Annotated in this window: 26 protein-coding genes; 13 read left to right on the top strand and 13 right to left on the bottom strand. The window is 68.8% G+C overall.

Annotated features, from left to right (window positions below; genetic code table 11):
• Window positions 1-79 precede the first annotated feature (79 nt).
• Window positions 80-2,275, bottom strand: a complete 2,196-nt coding sequence (katE, locus tag ACWV14_RS03320; RefSeq protein WP_454902590.1) for a catalase HPII — start codon at window positions 2,273-2,275, stop codon at window positions 80-82.
• A 35-nt stretch (window positions 2,276-2,310) separates the two neighbouring features.
• Entirely contained in the window at window positions 2,311-2,460 is a 150-nt protein-coding gene (locus ACWV14_RS03315; RefSeq protein WP_172839840.1) for a hypothetical protein, read from the bottom strand.
• 281 nt (window positions 2,461-2,741) lie between these two features.
• Here ACWV14_RS03315 and ACWV14_RS03310 point away from each other — a divergent pair, with 281 nt between their 5' ends.
• Entirely contained in the window at window positions 2,742-3,557 is an 816-nt protein-coding gene (locus ACWV14_RS03310; RefSeq protein WP_422088538.1) for a transglutaminase-like domain-containing protein, read from the top strand.
• A gap of 25 nt (window positions 3,558-3,582) precedes the next feature.
• Here the strand turns inward: ACWV14_RS03310 and ligD are convergent, their stop codons facing one another.
• The 3 genes from ligD to ACWV14_RS03295 all read right to left on the bottom strand — a co-directional run bounded on the left by ligD (window position 3,583) and on the right by ACWV14_RS03295 (window position 8,167).
• Window positions 3,583-6,099 (bottom strand): DNA ligase D, encoded by a 2,517-nt coding sequence (gene ligD, locus ACWV14_RS03305; RefSeq protein WP_454902589.1) that lies wholly within the window; start codon window positions 6,097-6,099, stop codon window positions 3,583-3,585.
• 19 nt (window positions 6,100-6,118) lie between these two features.
• The gene (gene ku, locus ACWV14_RS03300; RefSeq protein ID WP_454902588.1) at window positions 6,119-7,090 is read right to left on the bottom strand and encodes a non-homologous end joining protein Ku; all 972 of its coding nucleotides are present in this window, start codon (window positions 7,088-7,090) and stop codon (window positions 6,119-6,121) included.
• A 75-nt stretch (window positions 7,091-7,165) separates the two neighbouring features.
• On the bottom strand, window positions 7,166-8,167 hold the full coding sequence (locus ACWV14_RS03295) for a succinylglutamate desuccinylase/aspartoacylase family protein (RefSeq protein ID WP_454902587.1): 1,002 nt from the start codon (window positions 8,165-8,167) through the stop codon (window positions 7,166-7,168).
• A gap of 161 nt (window positions 8,168-8,328) precedes the next feature.
• Between ACWV14_RS03295 and ACWV14_RS03290 the strand changes: the two genes are divergently transcribed.
• Entirely contained in the window at window positions 8,329-8,589 is a 261-nt protein-coding gene (locus ACWV14_RS03290) for a hypothetical protein (RefSeq protein WP_454902586.1), read from the top strand.
• On the opposite strand, the gene rpe is transcribed toward ACWV14_RS03290, so the two are convergent.
• Window positions 8,579-9,274 carry a ribulose-phosphate 3-epimerase gene (gene rpe / locus ACWV14_RS03285; RefSeq protein ID WP_422088543.1) on the bottom strand — a complete coding sequence of 232 codons (696 nt, stop codon included), beginning with the start codon at window positions 9,272-9,274 and terminating at the stop codon, window positions 8,579-8,581. The two genes, ACWV14_RS03290 and rpe, sit on opposite strands and share 11 nt — an antisense overlap.
• 60 nt (window positions 9,275-9,334) lie before the next feature.
• On the opposite strand from rpe, the gene apaG reads away from it, so the two are divergent.
• From apaG to ACWV14_RS03265, 4 genes are all read left to right on the top strand, one after another.
• A complete protein-coding gene (gene apaG / locus ACWV14_RS03280) occupies window positions 9,335-9,730 on the top strand; it encodes a Co2+/Mg2+ efflux protein ApaG (RefSeq protein ID WP_081267842.1) in 396 nt (131 codons plus the stop codon).
• Between the two features lie 45 nt (window positions 9,731-9,775).
• Window positions 9,776-11,749 carry a site-specific recombinase gene (locus tag ACWV14_RS03275; RefSeq protein WP_454902585.1) on the top strand — a complete coding sequence of 658 codons (1,974 nt, stop codon included), beginning with the start codon at window positions 9,776-9,778 and terminating at the stop codon, window positions 11,747-11,749.
• Window positions 11,746-13,017 carry a cation:proton antiporter gene (locus tag ACWV14_RS03270; RefSeq protein WP_454902584.1) on the top strand — a complete coding sequence of 424 codons (1,272 nt, stop codon included), beginning with the start codon at window positions 11,746-11,748 and terminating at the stop codon, window positions 13,015-13,017. Before ACWV14_RS03275 ends, ACWV14_RS03270 begins: the two co-directional genes overlap by 4 nt.
• Window positions 13,018-13,103: 86 nt before the next feature.
• Entirely contained in the window at window positions 13,104-14,228 is a 1,125-nt protein-coding gene (locus tag ACWV14_RS03265) for a YbdK family carboxylate-amine ligase (RefSeq protein WP_454905998.1), read from the top strand.
• Window positions 14,229-14,255: 27 nt separating this feature from the next.
• Here ACWV14_RS03265 and ACWV14_RS03260 read toward each other — a convergent pair whose 3' ends face one another.
• Window positions 14,256-14,783, bottom strand: coding sequence for a hypothetical protein (locus ACWV14_RS03260; RefSeq protein ID WP_454902583.1), 528 nt, complete (start codon window positions 14,781-14,783; stop codon window positions 14,256-14,258).
• A 35-nt stretch (window positions 14,784-14,818) separates the two neighbouring features.
• Window positions 14,819-16,123 (bottom strand): aspartyl protease family protein, encoded by a 1,305-nt coding sequence (locus ACWV14_RS03255; protein ID WP_454902582.1) that lies wholly within the window; start codon window positions 16,121-16,123, stop codon window positions 14,819-14,821.
• A gap of 181 nt (window positions 16,124-16,304) precedes the next feature.
• Here ACWV14_RS03255 and thiL point away from each other — a divergent pair, with 181 nt between their 5' ends.
• Entirely contained in the window at window positions 16,305-17,261 is a 957-nt protein-coding gene (gene thiL / locus ACWV14_RS03250; protein ID WP_454905996.1) for a thiamine-phosphate kinase, read from the top strand.
• 19 nt (window positions 17,262-17,280) lie between these two features.
• Here thiL and ACWV14_RS03245 read toward each other — a convergent pair whose 3' ends face one another.
• Window positions 17,281-18,177 (bottom strand): LysR family transcriptional regulator, encoded by an 897-nt coding sequence (locus ACWV14_RS03245; protein ID WP_454902581.1) that lies wholly within the window; start codon window positions 18,175-18,177, stop codon window positions 17,281-17,283.
• 97 nt (window positions 18,178-18,274) lie between these two features.
• On the opposite strand from ACWV14_RS03245, the gene ACWV14_RS03240 reads away from it, so the two are divergent.
• Both ACWV14_RS03240 and ACWV14_RS03235 read left to right on the top strand, forming a co-directional pair.
• Window positions 18,275-19,294 carry a Bug family tripartite tricarboxylate transporter substrate binding protein gene (locus ACWV14_RS03240; RefSeq protein WP_454902580.1) on the top strand — a complete coding sequence of 340 codons (1,020 nt, stop codon included), beginning with the start codon at window positions 18,275-18,277 and terminating at the stop codon, window positions 19,292-19,294.
• Between the two features lie 24 nt (window positions 19,295-19,318).
• Window positions 19,319-21,031: an FAD-dependent oxidoreductase gene (locus tag ACWV14_RS03235; RefSeq protein ID WP_454902579.1), complete on the top strand. Its 1,713-nt coding sequence runs from the start codon at window positions 19,319-19,321 to the stop codon at window positions 21,029-21,031.
• Between the two features lie 10 nt (window positions 21,032-21,041).
• On the opposite strand, the gene ACWV14_RS03230 is transcribed toward ACWV14_RS03235, so the two are convergent.
• Window positions 21,042-22,493, bottom strand: coding sequence for an MFS transporter (locus ACWV14_RS03230; RefSeq protein WP_454902578.1), 1,452 nt, complete (start codon window positions 22,491-22,493; stop codon window positions 21,042-21,044).
• Window positions 22,438-22,695, bottom strand: coding sequence for a hypothetical protein (locus ACWV14_RS03225; RefSeq protein ID WP_454902577.1), 258 nt, complete (start codon window positions 22,693-22,695; stop codon window positions 22,438-22,440). Before ACWV14_RS03225 ends, ACWV14_RS03230 begins: the two co-directional genes overlap by 56 nt.
• Here ACWV14_RS03225 and ACWV14_RS03220 point away from each other — a divergent pair.
• From ACWV14_RS03220 to ACWV14_RS03205, 4 genes are read left to right on the top strand one after another with little or no spacing between them, the layout of a single operon-like run.
• The gene (locus ACWV14_RS03220; protein WP_422088552.1) at window positions 22,694-23,221 is read left to right on the top strand and encodes a phosphatidylglycerophosphatase A family protein; all 528 of its coding nucleotides are present in this window, start codon (window positions 22,694-22,696) and stop codon (window positions 23,219-23,221) included. The two genes, ACWV14_RS03225 and ACWV14_RS03220, sit on opposite strands and share 2 nt — an antisense overlap.
• Window positions 23,222-23,235: 14 nt before the next feature.
• On the top strand, window positions 23,236-23,781 hold the full coding sequence (locus ACWV14_RS03215; protein ID WP_454902576.1) for a CinA family protein: 546 nt from the start codon (window positions 23,236-23,238) through the stop codon (window positions 23,779-23,781).
• 28 nt (window positions 23,782-23,809) lie between these two features.
• Entirely contained in the window at window positions 23,810-24,304 is a 495-nt protein-coding gene (locus ACWV14_RS03210; RefSeq protein WP_454902575.1) for a nuclear transport factor 2 family protein, read from the top strand.
• On the top strand, window positions 24,301-24,621 hold the full coding sequence (locus ACWV14_RS03205) for a GNAT family N-acetyltransferase (RefSeq protein ID WP_454902574.1): 321 nt from the start codon (window positions 24,301-24,303) through the stop codon (window positions 24,619-24,621). The genes ACWV14_RS03210 and ACWV14_RS03205 overlap by 4 nt, the downstream gene beginning before the upstream one ends.
• 103 nt (window positions 24,622-24,724) lie before the next feature.
• Here the strand turns inward: ACWV14_RS03205 and ACWV14_RS03200 are convergent, their stop codons facing one another.
• Window positions 24,725-25,906, bottom strand: a complete 1,182-nt coding sequence (locus ACWV14_RS03200; RefSeq protein ID WP_454905995.1) for an MFS transporter — start codon at window positions 25,904-25,906, stop codon at window positions 24,725-24,727.
• A gap of 167 nt (window positions 25,907-26,073) precedes the next feature.
• The gene (locus ACWV14_RS03195; protein ID WP_454902573.1) at window positions 26,074-26,856 is read right to left on the bottom strand and encodes a UPF0149 family protein; all 783 of its coding nucleotides are present in this window, start codon (window positions 26,854-26,856) and stop codon (window positions 26,074-26,076) included.
• Window positions 26,857-26,891 lie beyond the last annotated feature (35 nt).

Raw genomic sequence — 26,891 nt, 5'->3', positions numbered from 1 at the left:
TCGGGGCGGAGTCTAGGAGCGGCTACCTGCCGCGCCTATTCGCAATACGGTCTAGCGCAAACGAACTAGAACCAGTCGCTCAGGCAGGTACCGCATCGACGTTCGCCCGGTCCCAGTGCCGGTGCCTGGCGATGGCCGCGATGAAGTCGTTCGCCACCTGCGCCGCGGCAGTGGTGTCGCCCATGTTGGTGACAGGCGTTGCAGCCACCACCACGCCGGCGGGCGCGTCGGCCGGCGGCATGTCCGCCGCTATGCCTAGCGTGGACAGCAGCCGCACGCCCTCGCCCACGGTGCAGATCGCCTTGCAGTGCTTGTAGGCCTCGAGCACGAAGTGCACCGCATCGCCGATGCCGCTCATGGCCGCGGCGCTCTCGCTGCCCGCGGGCACCAGCACGGCGTCGAACATGACCGACGGCGTGTTGGCGAAGGTCATGTCGACATCGATCTGCCGCTTCGACGCGCTTGCCACGGTGCCCAGCCTCGGGCCCACCGTCTTGCATTGCGCGCCGGCCTGTTCGAGCGCGTCGCGGATCGGCTTGAGCGAAGCCGAGTCGACGCCGTCGGCCACCAGGATCGCGATCTTGCGCGTGCGGATGGAGCCGTCGCCGGTGTCGGCCATGCTGAGCGCGCGCGACTCCTCGATCGGCAGCGTCATGCGGTGTTCGCGAAAGCCCGCGCGGCCTGCCGCCGCCTTGGCGTCGGGCTCGCCGATGCCCAGCGGCTCGGCCACGCGGCGCGCGAGCTTCTCGTCCACGTGCGCAAGGTTGTCGACCACGCGCTGGCGGATGGCCGGCACCTCCAGCTTCGACAGTTCGAAGCGGAAGGCCGCGATGATGTGTTCCTTCTCGGCCGCGCTCTGGCTGTTGAAGAACAGGCGCGCCTGCGTGAAGTGATCGTCGAAGGACGCGCTGCGGCGGCGCACCTTCGGCGGATCGATTTCTTCAGGGAACGACTGGAAGCCGTGGCTGCCGCCGTCCACGCGAAACTCGGCGCCGCTGCCCAGCGTGTTGGGCTCGTAGGCCACCTGGCCGCGCGCGATGGTCTGGCGGTGCATGCCGTCGCGCTGCATGTTGTGGAACGGGCACACGGCCTTGTTGATCGGCAGTTCGTGGAAGTTGGCACCGCCCAGGCGCGAGATCTGCGTGTCGGTGTACGAGAACAGGCGCCCCTGCAGCAGCGGGTCGTTGCTGAAGTCGATGCCCGGCACCACGTGGCCCGGGTGGAAGGCCACCTGCTCGGTCTCCGCGAAGAAGTTGTCGGGGTTGCGGTTGAGCACCAGCCGGCCGATCTTCTGCACGGGCACCATCTCTTCGGGAATGAGCTTGGTGGGGTCGAGCAGGTCGAAGCCCAGCGAGTGTTCCTTGTCCTGCGGAATCATCTGCACGCCGAGTTCCCATTCGGGGAAGTCGCCGTTCTCGATGGCTTCCCACAGGTCGCGGCGGTGGAAGTCGGCGTCCTTGCCGGCAATCTTCTGCGCCTCGTCCCACACCAGGCCATGAATGCCGAGCTTGGGCTTCCAGTGGAACTTCACGAAGTGGCTCTCGCCGCGGCTGTTGATGAAGCGGAAGGTATGGACGCCGAAGCCCTCCATCATGCGCAGGCTGCGCGGAATGGCGCGGTCGCTCATGGCCCACATCAGCATGTGGGTGCTCTCGGGCATGAGCGAGGCGAAGTCCCAGAAGGTGTCGTGCGCGCTCGCGGCCTGCGGCATCTCGTGGTGCGGCTCGGGCTTGACGGCGTGGATGAGGTCGGGGAACTTCATCGCGTCCTGGATGAAGAACACCGGAATGTTGTTGCCCACGAGGTCGTAGTTGCCTTCGCGGGTGTAGAACTTGACGGCAAAGCCGCGCACGTCGCGCACCGTATCGGCGGATCCGCGCGAGCCGGCCACGGTCGAGAAGCGCACGAAAACGGGCGTCTTCTGGTCGGGGTCCTGCAGAAAGTCGGCGCAGGTGAACTGCGACATCGACTTGTAGACCTGGAAATAGCCATGCGCGGCGGAACCGCGCGCATGCACCACGCGCTCCGGAATGCGCTCGTGGTCGAAGTGGGTGATCTTCTCGCGCAGGATGAAATCTTCGAGCAGCGTGGGCCCGCGCACACCCGCCTTGAGCGAGTTGTGGTTGTCGGGAATCTGCAGGCCCTGGTTGGTGGTCAGGGTCGGCGGATGCTCGACGGTGAAGCCTTCGAGCTGCTGCTGCTTGGCGCTGCTGCCGTCGCTCGCCTTGGCGGCGCTTGCGCGGCGGCCTGCCGCGGCCTTGTTCTGTGGCGTCATCGGGGATTTGCTGGAGTCTTTCATGGGAAGGGCGCTCAGCCCATTTCGTTGTTGTCCAGGAACATGTCGAGCACGTTCACCAGAGCGATCAGGCATATGCATCCGGCCACCGCGGCGACGGCCCACACAAGGATTTCGTCCCCCCACGCACCGGTGAGCGAGTCGAACAGCGTTGAAAACTCCATGATTCCCTCCGAGGAACAAGTACAGCCGTACACACAATGCAGGCTGCTCGCAAGGTTATGTTTGGTGAGCGAAGTAACCCGTAGTGGCCCCCCGCCCCCCTCTGTGGGAGAACAAGCGCGCAGGCGGTAGGAGCGCGCCGACAGCGCATGGCGGCGGCCTACGCCGGGTCGCGCGTCCTGGATGCGTGGCTGTGCAACCTGCGTCGCATAGCATGTGCAAGAGGTGGCACTCATCGTGCTTGTCACCAGTGCCCGGGCCACTCCAGGGAAGAAAGAACTCCATGCAGATCAGGATCGGTTTCGACATCGAGCTCGGCGTCACTGCCCCCACGGCATTGATCTACATGCTGCAGGTGCATCCGTCGCGCGCCGGCGACTTGCAGGACGGCGAGCACATCACCATCAGCCCGCCACTGGTGACGGACCACTACACCGACAGCTTCGGCAACCAGTGCGCGCGGGTGCATGTGCCCTTCGGCGTGAGCAGGGTGCGGCTGCGCAACCATGCGACGGTGTACGACACCGGCTGGCCGGATGCCGTCGACTTTGGTGCGGTGGAGCACGCAACGGCCGACCTGCCCGTGGAGACGCTGCCCTTTGTGCTGCCCAGCCGCTACTGCGAGGTCGACAGCGAACTGCTGGCATTCGCATGGGCCAACTTCTCGAGCGTGACGCCCGGCTGGGCGCGCGTGCAGGCGATCTGCGACTTCGTGCACCGGCACCTGCGCTTCGACTACCAGAACGCGCGCGCCACCCGCACCGCGCTGGAGGGCTACCGCGAACGCACGGGCGTGTGCCGCGACTTCGCACACCTGGCGATCACGCTGTGCCGATGCATGAACATTCCCGCGCGCTACGTGACGGGCTACCTCGGCGACATCGGCATTCCGCCGGTTCGCTACCCGATGGACTTCAGCGCCTGGTTCGAGGTGTACCTGGGCAACCGCTGGCACACCTTCGATGCGCGGCACAACACGCCGCGCATCGGGCGCGTGGTGATCGCACGCGGTCGCGACGCGGCGGACGTGCCCATCACGATGGTGTTCGGTGCGAACACGCTGGAGCGCTTCGATGTGACGACGGAAGAAGTGCTGTAGCGCGCTAGTCTTCCTTCGCTGGGCGCTACTTGCCGCTGTAGCCCAGCAGCTTCATCGCAGCCGCCAGCCCCTTGCGGCTGCGCTCCATCGCAGCCCACGGCTTGTTGCCCGTCGCGAAGCGTTCGGCCGCGTTGCCGACCTTCCATTGGTCGGCGGCCGTGAGCGCGGGCAACTCGTCCCACGCCACCGGCACCGACACTCCGAGCCCCGGCCGCGAGCGCGCCGACCACGCGCTCACCGTGGTGGCGCCGAAGCCGTTGCGCAGGTAGTCGACAAACACCTTGCCCACCCGGTTGCGCGGCCCGCTCTTGGCCACGAAGCGCGACGGAATGGTCTCGGCCAGGTGCGCCACCACCGCCTGCGAGAAGCCCTTGACCATGTCCCAGTCGTACTGCCGGCGCAGGGGCACCACCACGTGCAGCCCCTTGCCACCGCTGGTCTTCAGGAACGAAGGCAGCCCCAGTTCGTCGAGCAAGGTGCGCACCAGAATGGCCGCCTCCTGGATCTGCGGCCAGGCGACGCCTTCGCCGGGGTCGAGGTCGAAGGTCATGCGGTCGGGCTTGCCGATGGCGCGCGAGGTGGCGTTCCAGGTGTGCAGCTCGATCACGTTCATCTGCGCCGCGCCTAGCAGCCCGGTCTTGGTGTCGATCTGCAGCAGCGGCTCGTGGCCGGGATCGAGCGCGGGATCGAGCAGGCGCACGCCGGGGATCTCGCTGTTCTGCAGATGCTTCTGGAAGAACAGCTCGCCGCCCACGCCCTCGGGCGCGCGCACCAGCGACACCGGCCGTCCGCGCAGGTGCGGCAGCATGAGCGTGGCCACGCTGTCGTAGTAGGCCGCGAGCTGGCCCTTGGTGATGCCGCTGTGCTTGTCGATCACGCGGTCGGCGTGGGTAATCTTCTGGGCCATGGGGGTGCTCTTTCTTTCCTCCGGCTGCTCACGGCGGATATCGCGCGCGGGCTTGTCGGCGCGCAGGCCCTGGAACACGGCGTGCCGCACACGGTCTTCGCGCGTCCACTCGCCGAACGAGACCTCGGCCACGAGCGTGGGCTTGACCCACTGTGCCTTGACGCCGCGCGGCTGGGGCGAGAACGGGCAGTCGTCGGTCGCCAGCTTGTCGAGCCTGGCCTTGATGTCGGCCAGGCGCCTCGCGTCGAAGCCGGTGCCGACGTTTCCGCAGTAGCGCAGCCGGCCGGTGGCCTCGTCGTGCACGCCCAGCAGGAGGGCGCCGAAGCCGGCACGCGTGCCCTTGGGTGCGGTGTAGCCACCGATCACGAACTCCTGGCGCTGCTGGTTCTTGAGCTTGATCCAGTCGGGCGAACGGCGCGACACGTAAGGCGAGCCCTTGCGCTTGCCGACGATGCCCTCGAAGCCGATGCGCGCGGACGACGCGAGCAGATCGTCCGGCGCGGCGTCGAAGGCCTCGCTCAGGCGCAGCGGCGCGGGTGGTTTCTTGCCGAGCAGCTTTGCGAGCCGCGCGCGGCGTTCCTCGACCGGCATGTCGCGCAGGTCTTCGCCGTCGAGAAAGGGCGCGTCGAACAGCCAATAGACGATGGCCGATGTCGTGCCGCTGTCGAAGGCGTTCTGCAGCGCCTGGAAGTCGGGCGCGCCGTTCTTTCCTTCCACGGTGATCTCGCCGTCGAGCCATGCCGCGCCGGTGGGCAGCTTCGCGAGCGCCTCGGCGAGCGCGGGCAGCTTCGCGGTCCAGTCGTGGCCGTTGCGGGTGAAGCAGCGGACCTTGCCCTTGTCGATACGCGCGAGCAGGCGGTAGCCGTCGAATTTCAGCTCGTAGAGCCAGTCGCCGGGCGATGCGGGTGGCGACGCCGCGAGGGTGGCGAGCTGGGGCTGCAAGCTGGCGGGAAGCGCTGCCTTCTTCACCGCCTTCTTCACCGCCTTCTTCGCTGTCTTTGCGCTTGCCTTTGCAGGCGCCTTGGCCAGTGTCTTCTTCGCTGGCTGCACCACCTCGTCCACGCCGCGCCCGCTCAGCACGCTCGCCGGCTGCGCTTCGAGCACGTCGTAGTCGGCGAGCGGACGCGCCTCGGCGTCGCGCTCCTTGATGAGCAGCCAGGGCTCGTGCGACTCATCGCCCTTGCCGTGCATGCGCACCAGCGTCCAGTGGCCGTGCAGCTTCTCGCCGCGCAGCTCGAACTTGAGCTTGCCGGCCGCGAGCGACTTGCGCGCGTCGCCCTCGGGCAGCCAGTCGCCACGGTCCCAGACGATGACGCTGCCCGCGCCGTACTGCTTCGGCGGGATGGTGCCTTCGAAGCCGGCATAGGAAATCGGATGGTCTTCGACGTGCACCGCCATGCGCTTCACGGTCGGGTCAAGGCACGGCCCCTTCGGCACGGCCCAGCTCTTGAGCGTGCCGTCGAGCTCGAGCCTGAAGTCGTAGTGCAGATGGCTCGCGTGGTGCTTCTGGATCACGAAAGACAGCACGCCCTTGCCCGCCTGACCGCCGGCCTTGGGCTCGGGCGTGCGCGAGAAGTCGCGCTTGCCGTGATAGCGCGCCAGAGCCTTGCGCGCTGTCGATGCGGTCGTGCCCATGGCCGCCGTGCTCCGTCGATCAGGCCGCGCGGCGGTGGCGCACCGGCGCCTTGCGCGCGGCCTTGGCGGCCGGCTTGCGCTTCTTCGCGGCGGCCTTGGGCGGCGGTGCTTCTTCTTCCTCGTCGTCCTCTTCGTCGGCTGCCGCCTTGGCCGTCTTTGCGCCCTTGCCGCGCAGGCTGCGCTGCAGCAGTTCGGTCAGGTCGATGATCTTCGCGCCGCGCCCCTCGGTGGACTGCGATTCCTCGGGCTCCGGCTTCGTCACGGTCTCGGTCTGGCCGGCCTTCACCTTCTTGTCGACCAGCCGCAGGATCTCGTCCTTGAACTCGTCCTTGAACTCGCCGGGGTCCCAGTCGGTGCTCATGTCGTCGACCAGTTCCTTGGCCATCTTCAGTTCGCGCTCGCTCAGGCCCGCCTTCTTCACGTCTTCGGAAGGCAGCGGCAGGTCGGCCCAGGGTCGGATGTCGGCGCCCCAGCGCAGCAGGTTCAGCACGAGGCCGGGACCCGAGGGCACCAGCACGGCAAGGTGCTGCTTGGTCTGGATGACGACGCGCGCCACGCCCACGCGGCCGCTGCGCTGAAGGGTCTCGCGCAACAGCGCGTAGACCTTGGCGCCGCGGTTGATGGGCGCCACGTAGTAGGGCCGCTCGAGGTAGACGAAGGGAATGCCGTCGGCCGGCACGAAGGTCTCTATCTCGATGGTCTGCGTGGTCTTGGGGTAGGCGTCGGCAATTTCCTTGTCGCTGAGCACGACGTACTCGCCGTCCTCGTACTCGATGCCCTTGACGATCTGCTCGCGCGCGATTTCCTTGCCGGTCTTCTTGTTGATGCGCTTGTAGCCGACCGGGTCCATGGTGCGCTTGTCGAGCCAGTCGAAATCGATGCCGTGGTCGGTGGTGGCCGAATACAGCGCGACCGGAATGTGGACGAGGCCGAAGCTGATGGCGCCCTTCCACAGGACGCGCGGCGCGGGGGCTTTTTTAGAGACGGGCATGGGCACACTCCTTCAGGCTTGGAATGTGCGCCGCCCGGGTGCGCGGGCGGTGTAGGAGCGCGGCCCCAGCCGCCGTCAGGCCGCGCCGGCCAGGGGGCCCAGCTGGCGCTCGCTGGGGCGTGCGAAGTAGAACCACTCGGTGCCGGGCAGCGCGAGCGCGTTGGGGAAGACGATGAAGCCGTCTTCGGGCGCGCTGAGCAGCGTGCCGTCGTGGCGCATGCCGATGGGTTCGCCGCGCGCCACTTCGTCGAAGGTGGCCCAGTCGCGCACGAAGCTGTCGTCCTCGTGCAGGCGGTCGGTCACGCTGGCCAGCCGCAGCAGCCTGGGCGGCTTCGCCGGGCCGGCCGACAGACCCGGCGGCAGCGCGGCCATGCCCAGCAGCGCGAGCGTGCGGCGGATGGCGCGCCAGGCCACCTCGGGCGCCTGCGGGTCCAGGTGCTGGCCGCATTCGAGCGTGACGCCGTAGCCGCCGCGGCTGCGGATGTATTCGTTGGTGCCGCGGCCGAAGTCGAGCGCGGCCTCGTCGGCCGGGGTGCCGCCCGCGCGCTGCGCGAGGCCGGCGGCGTAGATGTCGAGCCAGCCTTCCACCACGATGGGCGTGCCGATGTGCAGCGCGAGCTGGCCTTCCTCGAAGGAGCGGGCAAAGGGCTCCAGCGAGCCGGTGTTGTCGCGCGGGCCGATCATGGCGAAGGCCTCGCCCTCGCTCTGGAAGGAGTGCAGGTCGAGCAGCACTTCGTGGCGCGCGATCAGCGGGGCCAGCACGTTGGTCACGCGGGCTTCGTAGTCGGCCGGCGCCTCGGTGGGGCGGAACAGGCGGTTGAGGTTGCGCTCGCCTTCGCGCTGCAGGCGCCGGCGCGCGAGCGGATTGGCGACCGGCACCAGGGTGAGTTCGCCGCGCTGCAGCCGCAGCGTGCCGTCCTCGAATTCGGCCAGGATGCGCTCGATGCCCAGCGTGCCGGAGACTTCGTCGCCATGCACGCCGCCCAGCACGAGCAGGCGGGGCCCGGGATTCAGCGAGGCGAAGGAATGGATGCGCAGGCTGTCGGTGGCTGCGCCGTCGAATGGATCGGAGGACATCCGGGGATTATTGCGGAGCCCCTTCCCTGTGCGCAAAGGCGCTATTCATTCCATAGCACCACGGCCTCCCATGTCCGCCTACAGGGGCTGCCTTGCGTGTCCTACCGGAGCGGCGGCGGCCACGGCCCAGGCTCGGACTTCATCGAAGTGAAGGAGCCCACATGAACAAGAACAGCAAGGCCCAGCCGGCCGCGCCCAAGAAGAGCGCGGACGGCGGCAAGACCAAGGTGGCGCAAGAAGGCGAATCGTCGCCGCGACTGCCGCATGAGCGCGACCAGTCGTCCGACAGCCAGCAGACGCCGGACGGCCGCCCGACCGAAGTGGGCCGCCAGGCCCATGAAGACGTGGAGCGTGGCCTCGTCGATACCGACCAGGGCCTGGAGGCCAACCGCGTCTACAAGGACGGGAAGCTCAAGCGCTGACCACGCCGGCCAGCTGCTTGCGCATGTCGCCGATGACGGCGCCGTAGTCCTTGGCGTTGAAGATCGCGCTTCCCGCCACGAAGGTGTCGGCGCCGGCGGAGGCCACGCGCGCGATGTTGTCCACCTTGATGCCGCCGTCCACCTCGAGTCGGATGTCGCGGCCGCTCTGCTCGATGCGCTTGCGCGCCATCTCGATCTTGCGCAGGGCCGAGTCGATGAAGCTCTGGCCGCCGAAGCCGGGGTTCACGCTCATGATGAGGATCAGGTCGATGTCGTCGATGGCCCAGTCGAGCGCTTCCAGGCCCAGGCCCGGGTTGAACACCAGCCCGGCCTTGCAGCCCGCCGCCTTGATGGCCTGGATGCTGCGGTGCACGTGCGGCGACGCGTCGGGGTGGAAGCTGATGTAGTCTGCGCCCGCTTGCGCGAAGGAGGCGGCCAGCGCGTCGACCGGCTGGATCATGAGGTGCACGTCGATCGGCACCGGGGTGCCGTCGGCGGTCTTGGCGTAGGGCTTGAGCGCCTGGCAGATCATCGGGCCGAAGGTCAGGTTCGGCACGTAGTGGTTGTCCATCACGTCGAAATGGATCCAGTCGGCGCCGGCCGCGATCACGTCGGTCAGTTCTTTGCCGAGGTGCGCGAAGTCGGCGGACAGGATGGAGGGCGCGATGCGGAACGGGGTGCTCATAACCCCTGATTCTCGCAGCCGCCGGAAGTCCGACCAAAGGCCTCCGTTACCATGCGCCCCATGTCACTCAGCCCCTTCAGCGTACAGGTCGAACCGCGCTTCCTGGCCGACCAGTCGTCCGCCAAGGACAACATCTACACCTTTTCCTATACGGTGACGGTCACGAACACGGGTTCTGTGGCCGCCCAGCTGATCGCGCGCCATTGGCTGATCAACGATGCCTCGGGCCATGCGCAGGAGGTCAAGGGCCTCGGCGTGATCGGCCAGCAGCCGCTGCTGGCACCCGGCGAATCTTTCCGTTACACCAGCGGCTGCCGCCTGCAGGCACCCAGCGGCACGATGCACGGCAGCTTTTTCGTGGTGACCGAGGAAGGCGAGCGTTTCGACGTTCCCATTCCCATGTTCGTGCTGGAAGCCGACATCGGCGGTGCACCCGTCTCCCGTGTCCTGCACTGAGCACGGCGCCACCCTCTTCTCCTTTTTCTCTCCCCGCCCCCCGACATGGCTGCCGCATCGCGCGACTTGCAGGGGCTGCTTGCCGGCCTCGACCCGACGGCCGATGTGGCGCAGCGCCACATCTGGCTCATCAACATCTTCGACTGGCTGCGCGGTGACCGCGCCTCGCCGCAGGCGGCCATGGGCCGCGTCCAGCTGCTGCTCGACGCCATCGAGGCGCGGCCGGAGCTGCGCGAGCGGCTGCGCGCCTGGTGGCGCGCATTCACGCAGTCGGTCGACCTGACCACGCTGCTGGCCGACTACGGCTTCGCGCCGCGCACCGCCTTCGCCAGCGAGCTGGGCGAACGGCTGCGCCGCAAGATCCTGCCCGGCACGCCAGAGACCACCGACGCGTCGGACCTGTTCCGCATGGTGCTGCCCGGCGTGTTCGACGCCGGCTGGATCTCACTGCTCGACGAGACGCAGCTCGCGCGCATCGGCGCGCTGCTGGCCGACGCGGCCATCGACGACGACGGCGCGCCGCGCTGGCGCCACACGGTGATGGACGCCGTGACCTACTGCGCCAGCCAGGTGGTGGCCACCGGCTTTTCGCCCGAACTGCGGCTGCGCATGAGTCCCGAGCTCGTCGCGGCCCGCCCGTTCCACGCGTTGATGGCCGACCTCGACGGACTGCGCGAGCAGATGTTCGCGCAGCCGCGCGACGACGCCGCGCTGCAGGCGGCCTTCGTGGTCTTTCGCGACCGGCTCGACGCCTGCCGCGCCGTGACCTCTTCGGTGTACACGCACCTGGAGGACAACGGCATCTCGGTGGGCCTGGTGTTCCGGCTGCGCCAGTTGCGCGAGCGCGTGCTGCGCATCCGCGAGCTGCTCGACTGCCTGATGTCGCCCAGCCCCGCGCCCAGCGTGGCGCGGCTGATCGGCCGGCTGGTGCTGGCGGGCGGCGAGCGCAACAGCATCCGCGCGCTGATCGCGTCCAACTCGTCGATGCTGGCCGCCAAGGTGACCGAGCGCAGCGCCGAGACCGGCGAGCACTACATCACCCGCGACCGCGCCAGCTACGCGCAGATGGTGAAGAAGGCCGCGGGCGGCGGCGCGCTCACTTCCATCACGGTGCTGCTGAAGTTCGGCATCTATGCGCTGGGCCTCTCGGCCTTCTGGAGCGGCCTGGCTGCGGGCCTGATGTATGCGGCGAGCTTCGTCGCCATCCAGCTGCTGCACCTGACGCTGGCCACCAAGCAGCCCGCGATGACCGCGCCGGCGCTGGCGGCGCGGGTGCGCGACATCAAGTCGGACGAGGCGGTCGACAGCTTCGTCGACGAGGTGGCCAACCTGGTGCGCTCCCAGGTGGCGGCGGTGCTGGGCAACGTGCTGGTGGTGGTGCCGGCGATGGCGGCGGTGGCGCTGCTGATCCAGCTGGCGACGGGCCGGCCGCTGCTCGACGCGGCGCATGCGGCGGCCACGCTGAATTCGCTGTCGCTGGCCGGCCCGACCGCGCTTTATGCGGCATTCACCGGCATCCTGCTGTTTTCGGCAAGCATCATCGCCGGATGGACAGAAAACGCCTTTGTCCTGCACAGACTGGACTCCGCCATGCGTTACAACCCTCGCATCGGCGCTTTTCTGGGTGCCGCACGGGCTCGCCGCTGGGCCGACTTCATGCGCACGCACATCTCAGGCTTCGCCTCCAACATTTCGCTGGGACTCATGCTCGGACTGCTGCCCGCGTTCGCGGGTTTCTTCGGGCTCGGGCTGGATGTGCGCCACGTGACACTGTCGGCCGGGCAGATTGCCGCGGCCGCGGCGTCCACCGGGCTGTCGGTGCTGCAGCAACCCGCGCTGTGGTGGGCGGTGGCGGCCATTCCCGTGATCGGCGCGCTCAATGTGAGCGTGAGTTTCTACTTCGCTTTCCGGCTGGCGCTGCGCGCGCACAGCGTGAGCCTGAATGACCGCGCGCGCATCCGCAGCGCGATCTGGGCGCGCTGGCGCAGCCGGCCGGTGAGCTTCTTCCTACCTGCATGAATCTGACGAGCTTCTTCAACGACCTGCTGGGCTTCTGGTCCGAATGGGTACGCCCCTCGGCCGGCCTGCCCACCGTGCTGTGGTCGCTGCTGCTGGCTGCGGCCGCGGCTTCCGGACATCTGGTGCAGCGCTACCTGGGCCTGCCCAAGGTGATCGGCTACTCGCTGGTGGGGGCAGTGGTCGGCTTTGCCGGCTTCGAGGGCGCGATCTGGCCGCTGCGCGGGATCAGCCTCTTTTTGCTGGAGCTGGGCGCGGCCGTGGTGCTGTTCGAGGCCGGCGGCCGGCTGCCGCTGCGCTGGTTCCGGCACAACCCGATGGTGCTGGTGCAGAGCCTGCTCGAAGCCACGCTCACCTACTTCGGCGTGTACTGGGTATTGACGCTGCTGGGCCTGCCCGAGCCGGTGGCCAACCCGATCGCGCTGATGGCCATCGTGGCCTCGCCGGCGGTGCTCAGCCGCGTGATCATCGACACCCGCGCCGCCGGCCCGGTGACCGAACGCGCCATGACGCTGGCCACGCTCAACACCTTCTACGCGCTGGCGCTGGGCTATGCGCAGGCCGGGCTGATCGAGCGCGCGCCGCAAACGGTGCTGCAGCAGCTCTATCCGGTGGCCGTGGTGCTGGGCCTGTCGTTCGTGGTGGGCGGCATCATGGCGCTGGCGCTGCGCTCGGCGCTGCGGGTGATGAGCCCGACCAGCGAGAACACGTCGATCCTGCTGCTGGCGATCATCGCGGCAGGCGCCGCGCTCACCGCGCACATCGGCGGCTCGGCGCCGCTGGCCGCGCTGATCGGCGGCGTGCTGCTCAAGACGCTCAATCCCAAGCCCTGGGCCTGGCAGCGCCAGCTCGGCACGGCGGCATCGCTGCTGACCATGCTGATGTTCGTGCTGGTGTCGATCGTGGCCGCGCAGGCCGACTGGACCCTGCCGGTGGCCAGCGTGGTGCTGGCCGTGATCGGCGTGCGCCTGCTGACCAAGATCGCCGGCGTGGCCATCGCCAACCCCGGCAGCGGCGCAAGCTGGAAGCAGGCCTTCTGGGTCGGCTGCGCGATGTCGCCGCTGTCGTCGATCGCGCTGCTCATCGCCTCCAATTTCGCCACCGCCTCGCCCCTGCTGGGCACCATGATCACGCAGGTGGCCCTGCCTTCGATCCTGCTGATGGAAGTGGTGGGCGCGGTGCTCGCCACCGTGGCCATCCATGCGGTCGGGGAGAGTTCGGTGCCCTGGGCGCCCCAGGCCTTCAGCACCACCGAGGACACGCAGCGATGAGCATCGGCAACAACGCAGCCACCCCCATCGATCCGGACAGCGACGACGTGCGCTCCGCCCCGCTGCCCTCGGACCCCGAGAGCCGCATGGTCAAGCTGGAGCCCTTCAACAAGTCGGAGGCGCTGTCGCTCGGCGTGGAGCTGGAGCTGCAGCTCGTGAACACGCACGACTACGACCTCGCGCCGTACGCCGAAGACATGCTGCGGCTGATGGCGCAGACGCCGCTGCCCGGCAGCGTGGTGCCCGAGATGACCTCGAGCATGATCGAGATCTCGACCGACATCTGCCATTCGGCGCAAGACGTGATCACGCAGCTTTCGCCGATTCGCGAGGCGCTGATCCGCAATGCCGACAAGCTCAACATCGCGGTGGTGGGCGGCGGCACGCACGCCTTCCAGCAGTGGCACGAGCGGCGCATCTACGACAAGCCGCGCTTTCGCGAGCTGTCGGAGCTGTACGGCTACCTGAGCAAGCAGTTCACCATCTTCGGCCAGCACGTGCATATCGGCTGCCCCGACGCCGACGCGGCGTTGCTGATGCTGCACCGCATGTCGCGCTACATCCCGCACTTCATCGCGCTGTCGGCGTCTTCGCCCTTCGTGCAGGGGCAGGACACGCAGTTCGACTCGGCGCGGCTGAACTCGGTGTTCGCGTTTCCGCTGTCGGGCCGTGCGCCCTTCACGCTGAGCTGGAAGGAGTTCGAGGCGTATTTCGAGCGCATGACCCGCACCGGCGTCGTGCGCAGCATGAAAGACTTCTACTGGGACATCCGCCCCAAGCCCGAGTTCGGCACCATCGAGATCCGCGTGTTCGACACGCCGCTCACGGTGGAGCGCGCCGCCGCGCTCGCGGGCTACGTGCAGTCATTGGCCGCGTGGTTCCTGCAGGAGCAGCCCTTCGAGCCGACGGAAGACGACTACCTCGTCTACACCTACAACCGCTTCCAGGCCTGCCGCTTCGGCCTGGACGCGGTGTACGTCGACCCCGCCAGCGGCCAGCACATGCCGCTGCGAGACCACATCCTGATGACGATGACGCAGCTTGAGTGGCACAGCGAGGCGCTCAACGCCACGCAGGCACTGGGCGAACTGCGCACCAGCGTGGAAGCCAACCGCAACGACGCGCGGTGGCTGCGCGAGAAGCAGGGGAAAGAGCGGCTGCTGGCGGAGGTGGTGCGGCAGGCGGCGCTGAGGTTCCGGGGCGAGGCCTGAGCCGACTGGTTCCGGCTGCGGGTGCGGTCAGCCGGCGTCGACCGGTGCCGTGTGCATCTTCTCTTCCGATGGAAGAAGCCATACGGAGAAGGCGTGCGCCTTGACGATCAGCAGCACACCCAGCGCCAGCTGCGCAAGGCCGATCCATCCGTCGATGTGGCGCACTGCATCCAGCGACCAAAGCGTCTGGCCGCTGGCAATCCACAAGGCGCAGACCGAGAGATACCCCGCCACAGGCGCTACCGCCTTGAATGCGATCACCAGCAGGCCGAGTACCACGCATGCCACCACCATGGCCTGCCGCGCGGGGAGCTTCAGCACGTCGTCGAACTTCGTTCGCGGAACCAGCCGATGTGCGATGCTCATCGGAAACAGCCAGCACAGCACGCCGACCAGGAGATAGAGACCTCCGATGAAGTACGGCGTCCACACGGCGTCCGGGTTGTTGCTGCCGGCCTTGAGGGCCATCGCGATGGCGAAGGCCTGGACGGCGCTGACCGCCATCCAGATGGCGAAGAGCCGTGATGCGAGACCGACGATTTGTTGAGGCGTCATTGGGTTGCGCTTGCGCGTTGTCGTGATTGCGAGGTTCAGCGGGCGCGCGGCGGGTCGCGCGGCGAAAGCAAAAGGAAGTCGACGCCCTGCACCCGGTTCGACTGCATGTCGAACTTCGAGAGGCTGGCCTGGCCCAGCAACGAAATACAGTCCGCGCAAACCACGGCCGGCACGTTCGTCAGCTCGAAGGGCCCGACCTTCATCGTGTCGAGCACGATGGCCTTCGCCACCACCTTGCGGCCATCGGCCGTGGTCATCTTGACTGCGGAGTCCAGGACCCGGTACTTGGCCTGTGAATCACGCAGCAGCGATTCGCCCAGGCTCGTGAGACTCGCGCCCGTGTCGACCATGAAAGGCCGGGGCTTCCCCGCGCCGATCGCGACCGGCGCAAAGAAATGCCCCGCATAAAGCGGCAGTCGGATCGACATGCGCTCCGCGTCCTGCTGGGCGGTCTGGGCGATGGCGGTCTCGACGGAAATTCGCTGCGCGACGAACTGAGGCTGCTGGCCGCGGGCCTCGAGCTGGCTGTCGTAGCCCTGCAGGAGCGACAGCGCTTCGTAGGGCCGCTGCGACCGAACCAGCAAGCCGGCCAACCGTCCGCGCACGTCCACCAGTGTCGGCACCACGGACAGCGCCTTGTATGACCATTCGATGGCCTGCGGCAGTTGCCCGAGCTTTTCATGGCTGTCCGCAAGATAGGCGAAGAGGTCGTATGCACCCGCGCCGAGTTCGAGCGAACGCTTGAACTGCACAACGGCCTCCTCGTGCTTTCCGCGCTGGTTCAGGACGATGCCCAGGCGGGCCGCGGCCAGCGAGTCATCCGGCCGCAGGCGGACGACATCGCGCCAGTTGATCTCCTGGCAGTTCAGGTCCCGCAGCCGGGCACAGCGCTCGGCCTGCGCCCTGAAGTCCTCGGCGGACATCCGGTCCTTGTTGAGCCAGTGCTGCGCGTAGCCGCGCTCCGTGAGATTGGTCGCGGCCGACGCGACGAGCAGCACGATGCAACTGCCGATGAAAGTCTTGACGCCCTTTCGCTGGTTCGGCCCATCCCCCCAAAGGGAGGCGATGCCGACAGCCAGCATCGGCAGCAGCAGGGCCCCGAAGGCCGCGCCCACCACGTACGGCCAAGCCGCGTTTTCGGCCAGATGAAAGACCAGGGAAGCGGCGACGAGTGCCGCGCCCAGCACGACTGCGGTCACCCACAGCATGCGGCCTGCGCGCTCCTCGCCGCGGCGCTCGCGCCGCACGAAACCGACTTCTTCCACCGCCGATCCCTCGCTGCGCCTGCTCGTCAGGTCCTCCAGCAGCACCGGATCACGGCGTCCTTCGAATGCGTCCATTGGCGCCCCCGCGCCTCTGGCGCTTGATGTTGCTCCTGCTCTCGGGGGCGATTACAGCATACATATTGTTTCATTTGGACCGGCTCCGCGCCGGATGGCTTCCCACAGCACCACGCCGATGCCGCCCGCCATCGGAGTCCACAACGAGGACCACCGCCTGCGCACCCCTTATGCTCGCCTCATGGGTGAATTCGACCTGATCACACGCTACTTCAAGCGCCCCGCCACGCGCTCTCCGCTGGGCGTGGGCGACGACTGCGCCTTGCTCGCGCCCGCGGCGGGCATGCAGCTCGCGGTGTCCTCCGACATGCTGGTCGAAGGCCGGCACTTTCTCTCCACCGTCGATCCGGCACGGCTCGGCCACAAGGCGCTGGCGGTGAACCTCAGCGACCTGGCCGCCTGCGGCGCGAAGCCGCTGGCCTTCACGCTGGCGCTGGCGCTGCCCGGCGTCGACGAACCCTGGCTCGAAGGCTTCTCGCGCGGCCTGTTCGCGCTGGCCGACGCGCACGGCTGCGAGCTGGTGGGCGGCGACACAACGCGCGGCCCGCTCAACATCTGCATCACGGTGTTCGGCGAAGTGCCGGCCGGCGCGGCGCTGCTGCGCTCCGGCGCGCGCGCGGGCGACGACATCTGGGTCAGCGGCACGCTGGGCGACGCGCGCCTGGCACTCGAAGTGTTCCGCGGCACGGTGTCGCTGTCGGCCGAGGCTTTCGAATCGGCGCGCGCGCGCATGGAGCAGCCCACGCCGCGCGTGGCGCTGGGGCAGGCGCTGCGCGGCATCGCGTCTTCGGCGGTGGACGTGAGCGACGGGCTGATCGGCGACCTGGGCCACATCCTCGCGTCGAGCAAGGTGGGCGCCACGCTGGACGCCGATGCGGCCACCGGGCTGATCGCCGCCGAGGTGCCGGGCCTGGGCACCGCCATCCTGCGCACCTGCGCGCTCTCGGGCGGCGACGACTACGAACTGGTCTTCACCGCGCCGCCTTCAGCGCGCGCGGCGGTCGAGCAGGCCGGCCTCGACAGCGCGACGCCCGTGACGCGCATCGGCCGCATCGAGCCCGAAGCGGGCCTGCGCATCGTCGACGCGGCCGGCGCGCCGGTGCCGCAGCGCTTCGGCTCCTTCGATCATTTCGTCTAGCGCCTGCTTCGAACAATAGCTACAGCGAGCGCTTCAATGCCTCGATGAAGGCGCGCGCCGCAGCCGAGAGCGAGTGGCCGCGCTTGGTAACGATGGAAATGTCGCGGGACACACGCGGCGCGCTGAGCATCTTGATGACCAGCGACGGATCGGACTGCGCGCGCGCGAAGGCCGAGGGCATGATCGACGCGCCCATGCCCGCAGCAGTCATCCAGATCGCGGTCGACAGGAACGACACCTCGTTCACCACGTCGAGCGTCACGCCCGCTTCGGCCGCGGTGCCCTCGATCAGCGGGCGTACGCCGTAGCCCGACCGCACCGTGATGACGGGGTGCCGGCCCAGGTCGTTCCAGCGCACCACGCGGGCCTTGGCCAGCGGATGGTCGTTGCGGCACACCAGTGCCAGGTGGTCGCGCATCAGGCGCTGCACTTCGACCTCGGCGCCGGGGCGCTCTGGCGTACCAATACCGAAGTCCACATGCTCGCCGATGATGCGCGAGATGAACTGGTCGGGCGCGCAGTCGTTCACCAGCACGCGCACGCCCGGATGCTGCTCGGCGAACGCGCGGATCGCGTCGGGCAGCAGGAAGCCGGCGAGCGTGGGCGTGATGGCCAGCGTGACGCGGCCGCGCTCCAGCGTGGCCAGCTCGCGGAAGTCGGCCGAGAGCGAATCGACGTCGCGCAGGATGCGCTCGACGGTGACCATCATCTGCTCGGCCGCGGCGGTCGGCTTGAGCGAACGGGTGGTGCGATCGAACAGGCGGGTGTCCAGCCCGTCCTCGAGTTGGCGGATCAGCATGCTCACCGCCGACTGAGTCACGAACAGCCGCTGCGCCGCCGTGCTGAGCTTGCGCAGCTGGTAAACCGCGAGAAATGCGCGCAGCTGGCGGATCGTAGGACTGAAGTTCGCATTCATCAGCAAAGATGATATTTGATTCGAAATTTCTTGATTTACGAATGAATCCTGCCATCGTTCAATTCGTGACGACCACCATCGCACCCAAGGAATCTCGATGCCAGCATCCATCACCCGCGGGTCCGGAGCGCTTCGTCGGCAGTTGATGCTGACCGCCGCCTGCTCCCTGCTGGGCGGTGCGGCCCTCGCGCAGGCGCAGGCGCCGTCTGCCACCGGTGACTTTCCCAACAAGCCGATCCGCATGGTCGTGACCTTTCCGCCAGGCGGCAGCGCCGACGCGGTGATACGCATGCTGGTGCCGCGCCTGAACGAGAAGCTGGGCCAGCCGGTGGTGGTCGACAACCGCCCCGGCGCGGGCGGCAACGTCGGCCTGTCGCTGGTGGCCAAGGCGCCGGCCGACGGCTACACGCTGGGCCTGGGCGCGGCCGGCGCGCTGGCCGCCAACGTGAGCCTCTATCCGCAGATGCCCTTCGACCCGGTCAAGGACTTCAAGCCGGTGGCCATGGTCGCGGCCACGCCTTTCGTGATCGTGGGACACCCTTCCACACCGGCGCGCACGCTGCGCGAGCTGATCGCGCTGGCCAGGGCCAAGCCGGGCACGCTGTCGATCGGGCACGGCGGCAACGGCACGGCCATGCACCTGTCGGCCGCGCTGTTCGCGCAGATGGCCGACGTGAAGCTGGTCGAGGTGCCCTACCGCGGCTCGGGCCCGGCGGCGCTCGATGCCATCGCGGGGCAGATTCCGCTCGCGCTGGTCGACCTGCCGGCTTCGCTGCAGCAGATCAAGGCGGGCAAGCTGGTCGCCTTCGCGGTGACCAGCGCGCAGCGCGTGCCGATGCTGCCCGACGTACCCACGGTGGCCGAGGCCGGGCTGCCCGGCTACGACTCGACCGGCTGGTTCGGCGTGGTGGCGCCGGCCGGCACGCCCGCGCCCATCGTGACGCGGCTCAACGCCGAGATCAACGCCGCCCTGGGCGACGAGCAGATCAAGGCCTCGATTCGCAACCTGGGCGCCGAGCCCGCGCCGGCCTCGAGCGAGGCCTTCGAGGCGTACATCCAATCCGAGACGAAGAAGTGGGCCAAGGTGATCCAGGCCGCCCACATACGGCTCGACTGACACGCTCTTCTTTTTGCCGTGAACATGACAGACAACACCGCAGCCGCACTGACAGCCGACGTGATGATCGTCGGCGCGGGCCCCGTGGGGCTCACGCTGGCCATGGACCTCGCCTCGCGCGGCGTCTCCGTGATCATCTGCGAGACCCGCCGCTTCGCCGAGCCGCCGAACGTGAAGTGCAACCACGTGGCCTCGCGCACGATGGAGCAGTTCCGCCGCCTGGGCGTGGCGCAGAAGCTGCGCGATGCAGGGTTGCCGGCCGACTACCCCAACGACGTGGTGTTCCGCACCACCGTGACGGGCACCGAGCTCACGCGCATTGCGATCCCGTGCCGGCGCGACCGCTACACCGACACCGCGGGCCCCGACGGCTGGTGGCCCACGCCCGAGCCGCCTCACCGCATCAACCAGATCTACCTGGAGCCCATCCTGCTGAAGCACACGGCGGCGCTGCCGGGCGTGCAACTGCTGAACCGCACGCAGTTCGCGGGCTTCACGCAGGACGACGACGGCGTGACGGCGATCGCCACCGACATGGACAGCGGCGTCACCCGCACCATCCGCTGCCGCTACATGGTGGGCTGCGACGGCGGTGCTTCCGGCGTGCGCAAGCAGATCGGCGCCAGGCTCGAGGGCACGGCCGTGATCCAGCGCGTGCAGTCGACCTTCATCCGCGCGCCGCAACTGCGCGCCATGCTGCCCGGCAAGCCGGCGTGGTCTTACTACGCGATGAACCCGCGCCGCTGCGGCACGATGTTCGCCATAGACGGCCGCGAGACCTGGCTGGTGCACAACCACCTGAACGCCGAGGAACCCGAGTTCGATTCGGTCGACCGCGATGCGTCGCTGCGCGCCATCCTCGGCGTGGGGCCCGACTTCGAGTACGAGATCATCAGCAAGGAAGACTGGGTCGGCCGCCGCCTGGTGGCCAACCGCTTCCGCGAAGGCCGAGTGTTCCTGGCCGGCGACGCGGCCCACCTGTGGGTGCCGTATGCGGGCTACGGCATGAACGCCGGCATTGCCGACGCGCTGAACCTCTCGTGGCTGCTGGGCGCGGTGCTGCAGGGCTGGGGCGACGAGGCCATGCTCGACGCCTACGAGGCCGAGCGCCTGCCGATCACCGAGCAGGTGTCGCGCTTCGCGATGGACCACGCGCAGAAGATGATCCGCGCGCGCCGCGCGGTGCCGCCGAACATCGAGGAACCGGGCCCCGCGGGCGACGCGCTGCGCGCCGAGATCGGGAACGAGGCCTACGAGCTGAACGTGCAGCAGTTCTGCTGTGCCGGGCTGAACTTCGGCTACTTCTACAGCGGCTCGCCGATCATCGTCGCGGACGGCGAGCACACGGCGCCGGACTATTCGATGGGCGCGTTCACACCCTCCACCGTGCCGGGCTGCCGCGCGCCGCACTTCTGGCTGGCAGACGGCCGCTCGCTGTACGACGCCTTCGGGCCGGGCTACACGATGCTGCGCTTCGACCGCAGCGTCGATGTGCGTCCGCTGGAGCGTGCCGCGGCCGCCTACAGCATGCCGCTCACCGTGCTGGACATCGAGACCGAAGAAGTGCCCAGCGTCTACACCCACCGCCTGGTGCTGTGCCGCGCCGACCAGCATGTGGCCTGGCGCGGCGCGCACCTGCCGGCCGAGGTGTACGACCTGGTGGGCACGCTGCGCGGCGAGGGGCGCCGGATACTCTCGCGCCGGCGGGCCCTGGCCTGGGAAGGCGTGGTCGCCTGAACCAGCTTCTTTACCAGCCGCGCCTGGCGGCCACCGCGCGCCAGGCCAGCCACACGGCCAGCGCCGGAGCGAGGGCGAAGCTCGCGAACAGCCAGACCGCCGCCGAGCGCGCGCCTTCCACGCCGCCGGGCGTGGTGAGCCCCGCCGCATTCGCCACCAGGCCCGCCACCGCCGCGCCCACGGCCATGCCGTAGAGCTGCACCGTGGTGATCGAGGCAGAGGCCAGGCCTTCCTCGCCCTTGGGCGCCAGCGACATCACGCGCGTCAGCAAGTGCGGCCAGCCGATGCCCACGCCGAGCCCCACGGCCGCCAGCGCGACCGCGACCACCAGCGTCTCCAGGCTTGCGCCGAACATGCCCGGCGACGGCAGCAGCCATGCCAGCGCCACCAGCCCCAGCGTGCAGATCACCGGCCCGGCGCGCAGCATGCGGTCGGCCCCCGAGCCGCTGCGGCCGGAAGACAGCAGCGAGCCCGCGCTCCAGCCGCCGGCCATCGCCGCCGTGAGGTAGCCCGCCGCAAGCGGCGTGTGGCCGTGCAGCAGCTGCAGGAAATAAGGCACGAAGATTTCGGTGGTGGTGCCGATCAGCAGCAGCGCCACGCTTGCATAGATGGCACCGAGCGGCGCGCGCATGGAGTAGGCGCCGCTCGGCAGCACCCGCACCGCGGCGCTGCGGTCGATGCGCGTGGCGACAAAGCCGATGGCCAGGCCCAGTGCCACGCCGACGGCCTGCCAGAGCAGGTCGGACAGCAATCCGCTGGCCGCGATCACCAGAACCGAGGCGGCGAGCAGCCCGATCTGCGGCGCCGGCACGCGCGGCATGGTGGCGGGCCGCGTGTGCGTCACGCCGGCCGAGGGGCGTAGTTGCACCAGCACCAGCACGGCCTGCGCGGCCGCTACCGGCAGCAGGAACCAGAAGGCCCAGCGCCAGTGCCCGGCCTGCGCGAACAGCCCGCCCACGGCCGGCCCGCAGAGCGTGGCGACGCCCCACATGCCCGACACCAGCGCCACCGCGCGCGGCCACAGCCGCTGCTCGAACACCAGCTGGATCAGCCCGTAGCTCAGCGCCGCGAGCAACCCGCCGCCGAGCCCCTGCACCGTGCGGCCCGCGAGCATCCACGGCATGGCCGGCGCCAGTGCGCAGCCGATGGAGCCGGCGCTGAACACCGCCAGCGCCGCCAGGCATGCACCGCGCGGGCCGAGTACCGCCAGCAGCCGCACCGACAGCGTGGCGCCCAGGATCGAGCCGACCACGAAGAGCGTGGTGCTCCAGGCGTACCAGTCGAGCCCGCCGATCTCGCGCACCACCGATGGCAGCACGGTGGTCACGATGTGGACGTTGATGGCATGCAGCGCGACACCGCCGGTCAGCGCGAGCGCGCGCCAGCCGTTGCGGCCGCTGAAGAGTTCACCCCATCCGGCAGTGGGTTGCGCGGGCCGCAGGGCGGCGGAAGAAGAAGACATGACAAGGATGCGAAGGACTGGAAGAAGCCTGGATGGTAGGCCGCACACCCCAATTAAACAAGCTATTGCTTTGATAAATAAAATAGCCGGTGCACAGGCCCTCGAACAGGCCGCGGCGCAGATGCGCGACACTCCTGCCCCTGATGCAAGCCGCTTCTTCTTCCTCCTCATCTTCCTTCAACGCCTCCCCGTCCGGCGCCATGCCCCTGCCCTCCATGCGCCGCGCCACGCTGCGCTTCATGCTCTCCCACCCCGCGCACTTCATCGCGCTGGGCTTCGGCTCGGGCCTGCCGCGCTTCGCGCCCGGCACCGTGGGCACGCTGTGGGCATGGGTGGCCTTCGCGGTGATGCAGTTGTGGTTCACGCCCGCGACCATCGGCTGGATCATCCTGGCGTCGCTGCCGGTGGGCTGGTGGGCCTGCACCGTGACCGCGCGGGACATGAACGTGGCCGACCCCGGCGCCGTGGTGTGGGACGAGGTGGTCGCCTTCTGGATCGTGCTCTGGCTGGTGACGCCGGCCGGGCTGCTGGCGCAGGCCGTGGCCTTCGCGCTGTTCCGCTATTTCGACGCCGCCAAGCCCGGCCCGGTGGCCTGGGCCGATGCGCTGTTCAAGCAGCGCGATGCGGCACAGGTGCGCTGGTGGCGCGCGGGCTTCGGCATCATCCTCGACGACCTGGTGGCGGCCTTTTGCACGCTGCTGGTCATTGCGCTGTGGCGCGCCTGGTAAGCATGGTGAAAGCGATGGACTCTTCTTCGACCACGACGACAACTACAACGGCTGCGACGACAACGCTCGCGGACTTCGACACGCCCGCGCTGGTCGTGGCCGCGGCCGGCCTGCTGCAGAAAAAGGGCTGGATGCTGGCCACCGCCGAGAGCTGCACGGGCGGGCTGATCGGCGCGGCCTGCACCGAGCTTGCAGGCTCCAGCGCATGGTTCGAGCGCGGCTTCATCACGTATTCGAACGAAGCCAAGACCGAGATCCTGGGCGTGGACGCGGCGCTGATCGCCGCCAACGGCGCGGTCAGCGAGCCGGTGGCGCGTGCCATGGCCGTGGGCGCCATCGCCCACTCGGTACCGTCGCGCGTGGCGCTGGCCGTGACCGGCGTGGCGGGCCCGACCGGCGGCACGCCCGACAAGCCGGTGGGCACGGTGTGGTTCGGCTGGTCGGTCGACGGCCAGGTGCGCACCGAGCGACGCCGCTTCGATGGCGACCGCGCCACGGTGCGCGCGGCCACGGTGCATTACGCGCTGCAAACGCTGGTCGAGCTGCTCTCGGCCCGATAAGACGCGACCGGACACACCAGGAGACCCCATGACCGCAGTGACCAACGCCCAGACCATCGAGCGCTTCTACAGCGCATTCGCCAAGCTCGACGCGCCAACCATGGAGGCCTGCTACGCGCCCGATGCCGAATTCGACGACGAGGCCTTCTCGCTGCGCGGGCGGCGCCAGGTGGGCGGCATGTGGCGCATGCTGGCAAGCGCCACGCAGGCCAAGGGCGCCGACGTGTGGCGCCTGACCTGGCGCGACGTGCAGGCCGACGAGCGCACCGGCAGCGCCCACTGGGACGCGCACTACCGCTTCAGCGCCACCGGCCGCATCGTCGACAACAGCGTCGACGCGCGCTTCACCTTCACGCCCGAAGGCCTGATCGCCACGCACCACGACAGCTTTCCGTTCTGGACCTGGTCGCGCCAGGCGCTCGGCGCGCCGGGCCTCCTGCTGGGCTGGACGCCGATGCTGCGCAAGAAGGTGCGCGCCACCGCAGCCGCCAATCTCGCAACCTACCTCGCACGCCAACCATGACCGACAACACCATCGCCCTCGTCTTCTCGAACAACGAAGTGCAGCACCGCTACGAGGCCGCGCTCGACGGCAAGCTCGCGGCCTATGCCGAATACAACCTGCTGACCGACGCGATCATGTTCACCCACACCGAAGTGCTGCCCGAGCACGAAGGCAAGGGCGTGGGCTCCGGCATCGCGAGGCATGTGCTCGACGAGGCCCGCGCCAAGGGGCTGCACGTGATTCCGGTGTGCCAGTTCATCGCGGGCTACATCCGCAAGCACCGCGAGTACGCCGACCTGGTGCGGGCCGACATACAGCGCGCCTTCAAAATCTGAACCGGGCTCGCCCCCAGGCTGCGCGCACTTCGTGTCGCTTCGCCACCCCCTGCCGGGGGCAACACCTGCGGCCCGGCAAAGCCGGTTCCGCGGTGTTCACTGATCAGGCCGAGGATGTTCTGGGCGCAGGCAGCCACGCGAAGGCCGCGATGCCCAGCACCAGCAGCACGGCGATGGTCGCCAGCACGGCTGTCAGCGGGTCTCCGCCGTGCGCAGAGGCCACCGAGGCGGCGACGCCGGTGCACCATTGCATGAGCGCCACGCCGAGGAACATCGCCATCGTGAACACGGCCATCGCGCGGCCGGTGAGCGCGGCGGGGTAGGCACCGCGCACGTCGGCGTACTGCCAGACGATGAAGCCCGAGAGCACGCCGATCAGCACCATGCCCGCGATGTCGAGCCAGGCCGAGTGCAGCACCGCGATGAGCGCGAAGAGCCCCGCATAGCCGAGCCCGCAGATCACGATCCAGCGGCGGCGCCCGGCGCCGTCGCGGTCGAGGCGCCCGAACAGCGGAGCGCCGAACAGCGAGATCACCGACACCGCCAGAGCGACGTTGCCGCTCTCCACCAGCGAATAACCATGGCGCCCCATCATGAGCGGGCCGAGCCACAGCCCGCGCAGCGAAATGAAGGCCGCATACGTGACCGCGCCCAGCACCACGATGCCCAGCGTGTGCGGCATCGCGAACAGCGCGCCGAACTGGCGGATGGCCTCGGGGATCGATTCCTTCACCTGCGGCACGGCCGCGGCCGGCTCGTGCACCCAGTACCAGATGGCGAGCCAGGCCAGCGCGGCCGCCACGGCCAGCACCAGGAACCCCGCGCGCCATGAATAAGCCTGCACCAGCCAAGCCAGCGGCGTGCCGGTGGCCAGCATGCCCAGAGCGCCGATGGCCAGCACCATGCCCGACACGGTGGCGAAGCGCGCGGCCGGAAAGTGCCGCGCGATGAACACGGTGCACACGAGGAAAGCCGGCGCGCAGCCCACGCCGATCAGCGCCTGCCCTGCCACCAGCACCAGATAGCTCGGCGCCACCGCCGACAGCAACGCGCCCGCGATGGCGATGGGAAAAGCCACCAGCACCGTGCGCCGCACGCCGTGAAGGTCGATGCCGATACCCATGAAGAGCTGCATCGCGCCGAACGCAAAATGAAAAGCCCCCGAGAAAATCCCGAGGGCCTGGGCCGACAGCCTGAAGTCGGTTTGCAGCGGACTCGCCATGATGGCGCCGACCGTGCGGAACGCCTGGCTCAGCGCGACCCCGGCGCACAAGGCCAAGACCATGACCCATGCCGCGCGGGGCGTCAGGGGTTCTGCGGCTGAGCGCTGTGCCAGGAGGGAGCTCATTTCAGGAATACCGCGGAACCGGCTCTGCCGGGCCGCAGGTATTGCCCCCTGCAAGGGGGTTGGCGCAGCGACACGAAGTGCGCGAAGCCTGGGGGTGAGCCCAGTTACTCACCGTGGCATTTCTTGTATTTCTTGCCGCTGCCGCAAGGGCAGGGGTCATTGCGGCCAGGCGTGGCCTCCTTGCGGATCGTCTCGGCCTTCGGGCCCAGGCTCTTCCAGAGCTGGCGCAGGTCGTACACGGCCCAGATCGCGGCGCCGAAATCGTCCAGGCGCTGCTGGCTCACGCTGGGCGGGCCGTCTTCGCTGTACATCGAGACCGTGGGCTTGGCGTTGTCGTCTTCGGTCAGCGCGACGATGTTGTCGAGCGCGTCGTTCAGCATTTGCGCGGCGTCCTTGTCGCGTGGTGCGGCCCAGTCTTCGGGCCAGTTCTCCACCGCGTACATGAAGCCCAGCGCCCAGACCTGGGCGAACGAGGGAATGGCTTCGCCGGCGACTTCGGCGCGCTCTTCCTCGGGCAGCGAGGCGATGGCGCCGCGGGTGTCGAGCACCTCGGGCTGCCAGCTGCGTTCGTCGTCGAGCGTCTCGACGGGAGCGTCGAGGCCCTCCTCGATCTCGATCCAGCGGCGCTTCCAGTTCCAGACGAACTCCATGTGCTTGGCCGACGAGAAGCTGTCGCCCAGCAGCACGGGCCAGTACTCGGAAGGCATGATGGGGCGGCGGGTGCAGATCAGCGCGGCCATGAAGCCCTCGCAGAATTCCCACTGGGGAATTTCCTCGTCGTGTTCGCGCATGGCGTCGAGCGCCTGGTCGAGCGCGTCGAAATCGTCGGGGCCGAGGGGTGCGGGAGTGGCCGAAGCGGCCGGTGTGGAGTCGGGAATGGTCGTCATGGCAAGGTGGGGACAGCCCTCTATGATGCAGCAGG

Source organism: Variovorax durovernensis (genome assembly GCF_977011995.1).
The sequence above is the reverse complement of the archived record's forward strand: the minus strand, read 5'-3'. Positions and strand labels throughout refer to the sequence as shown.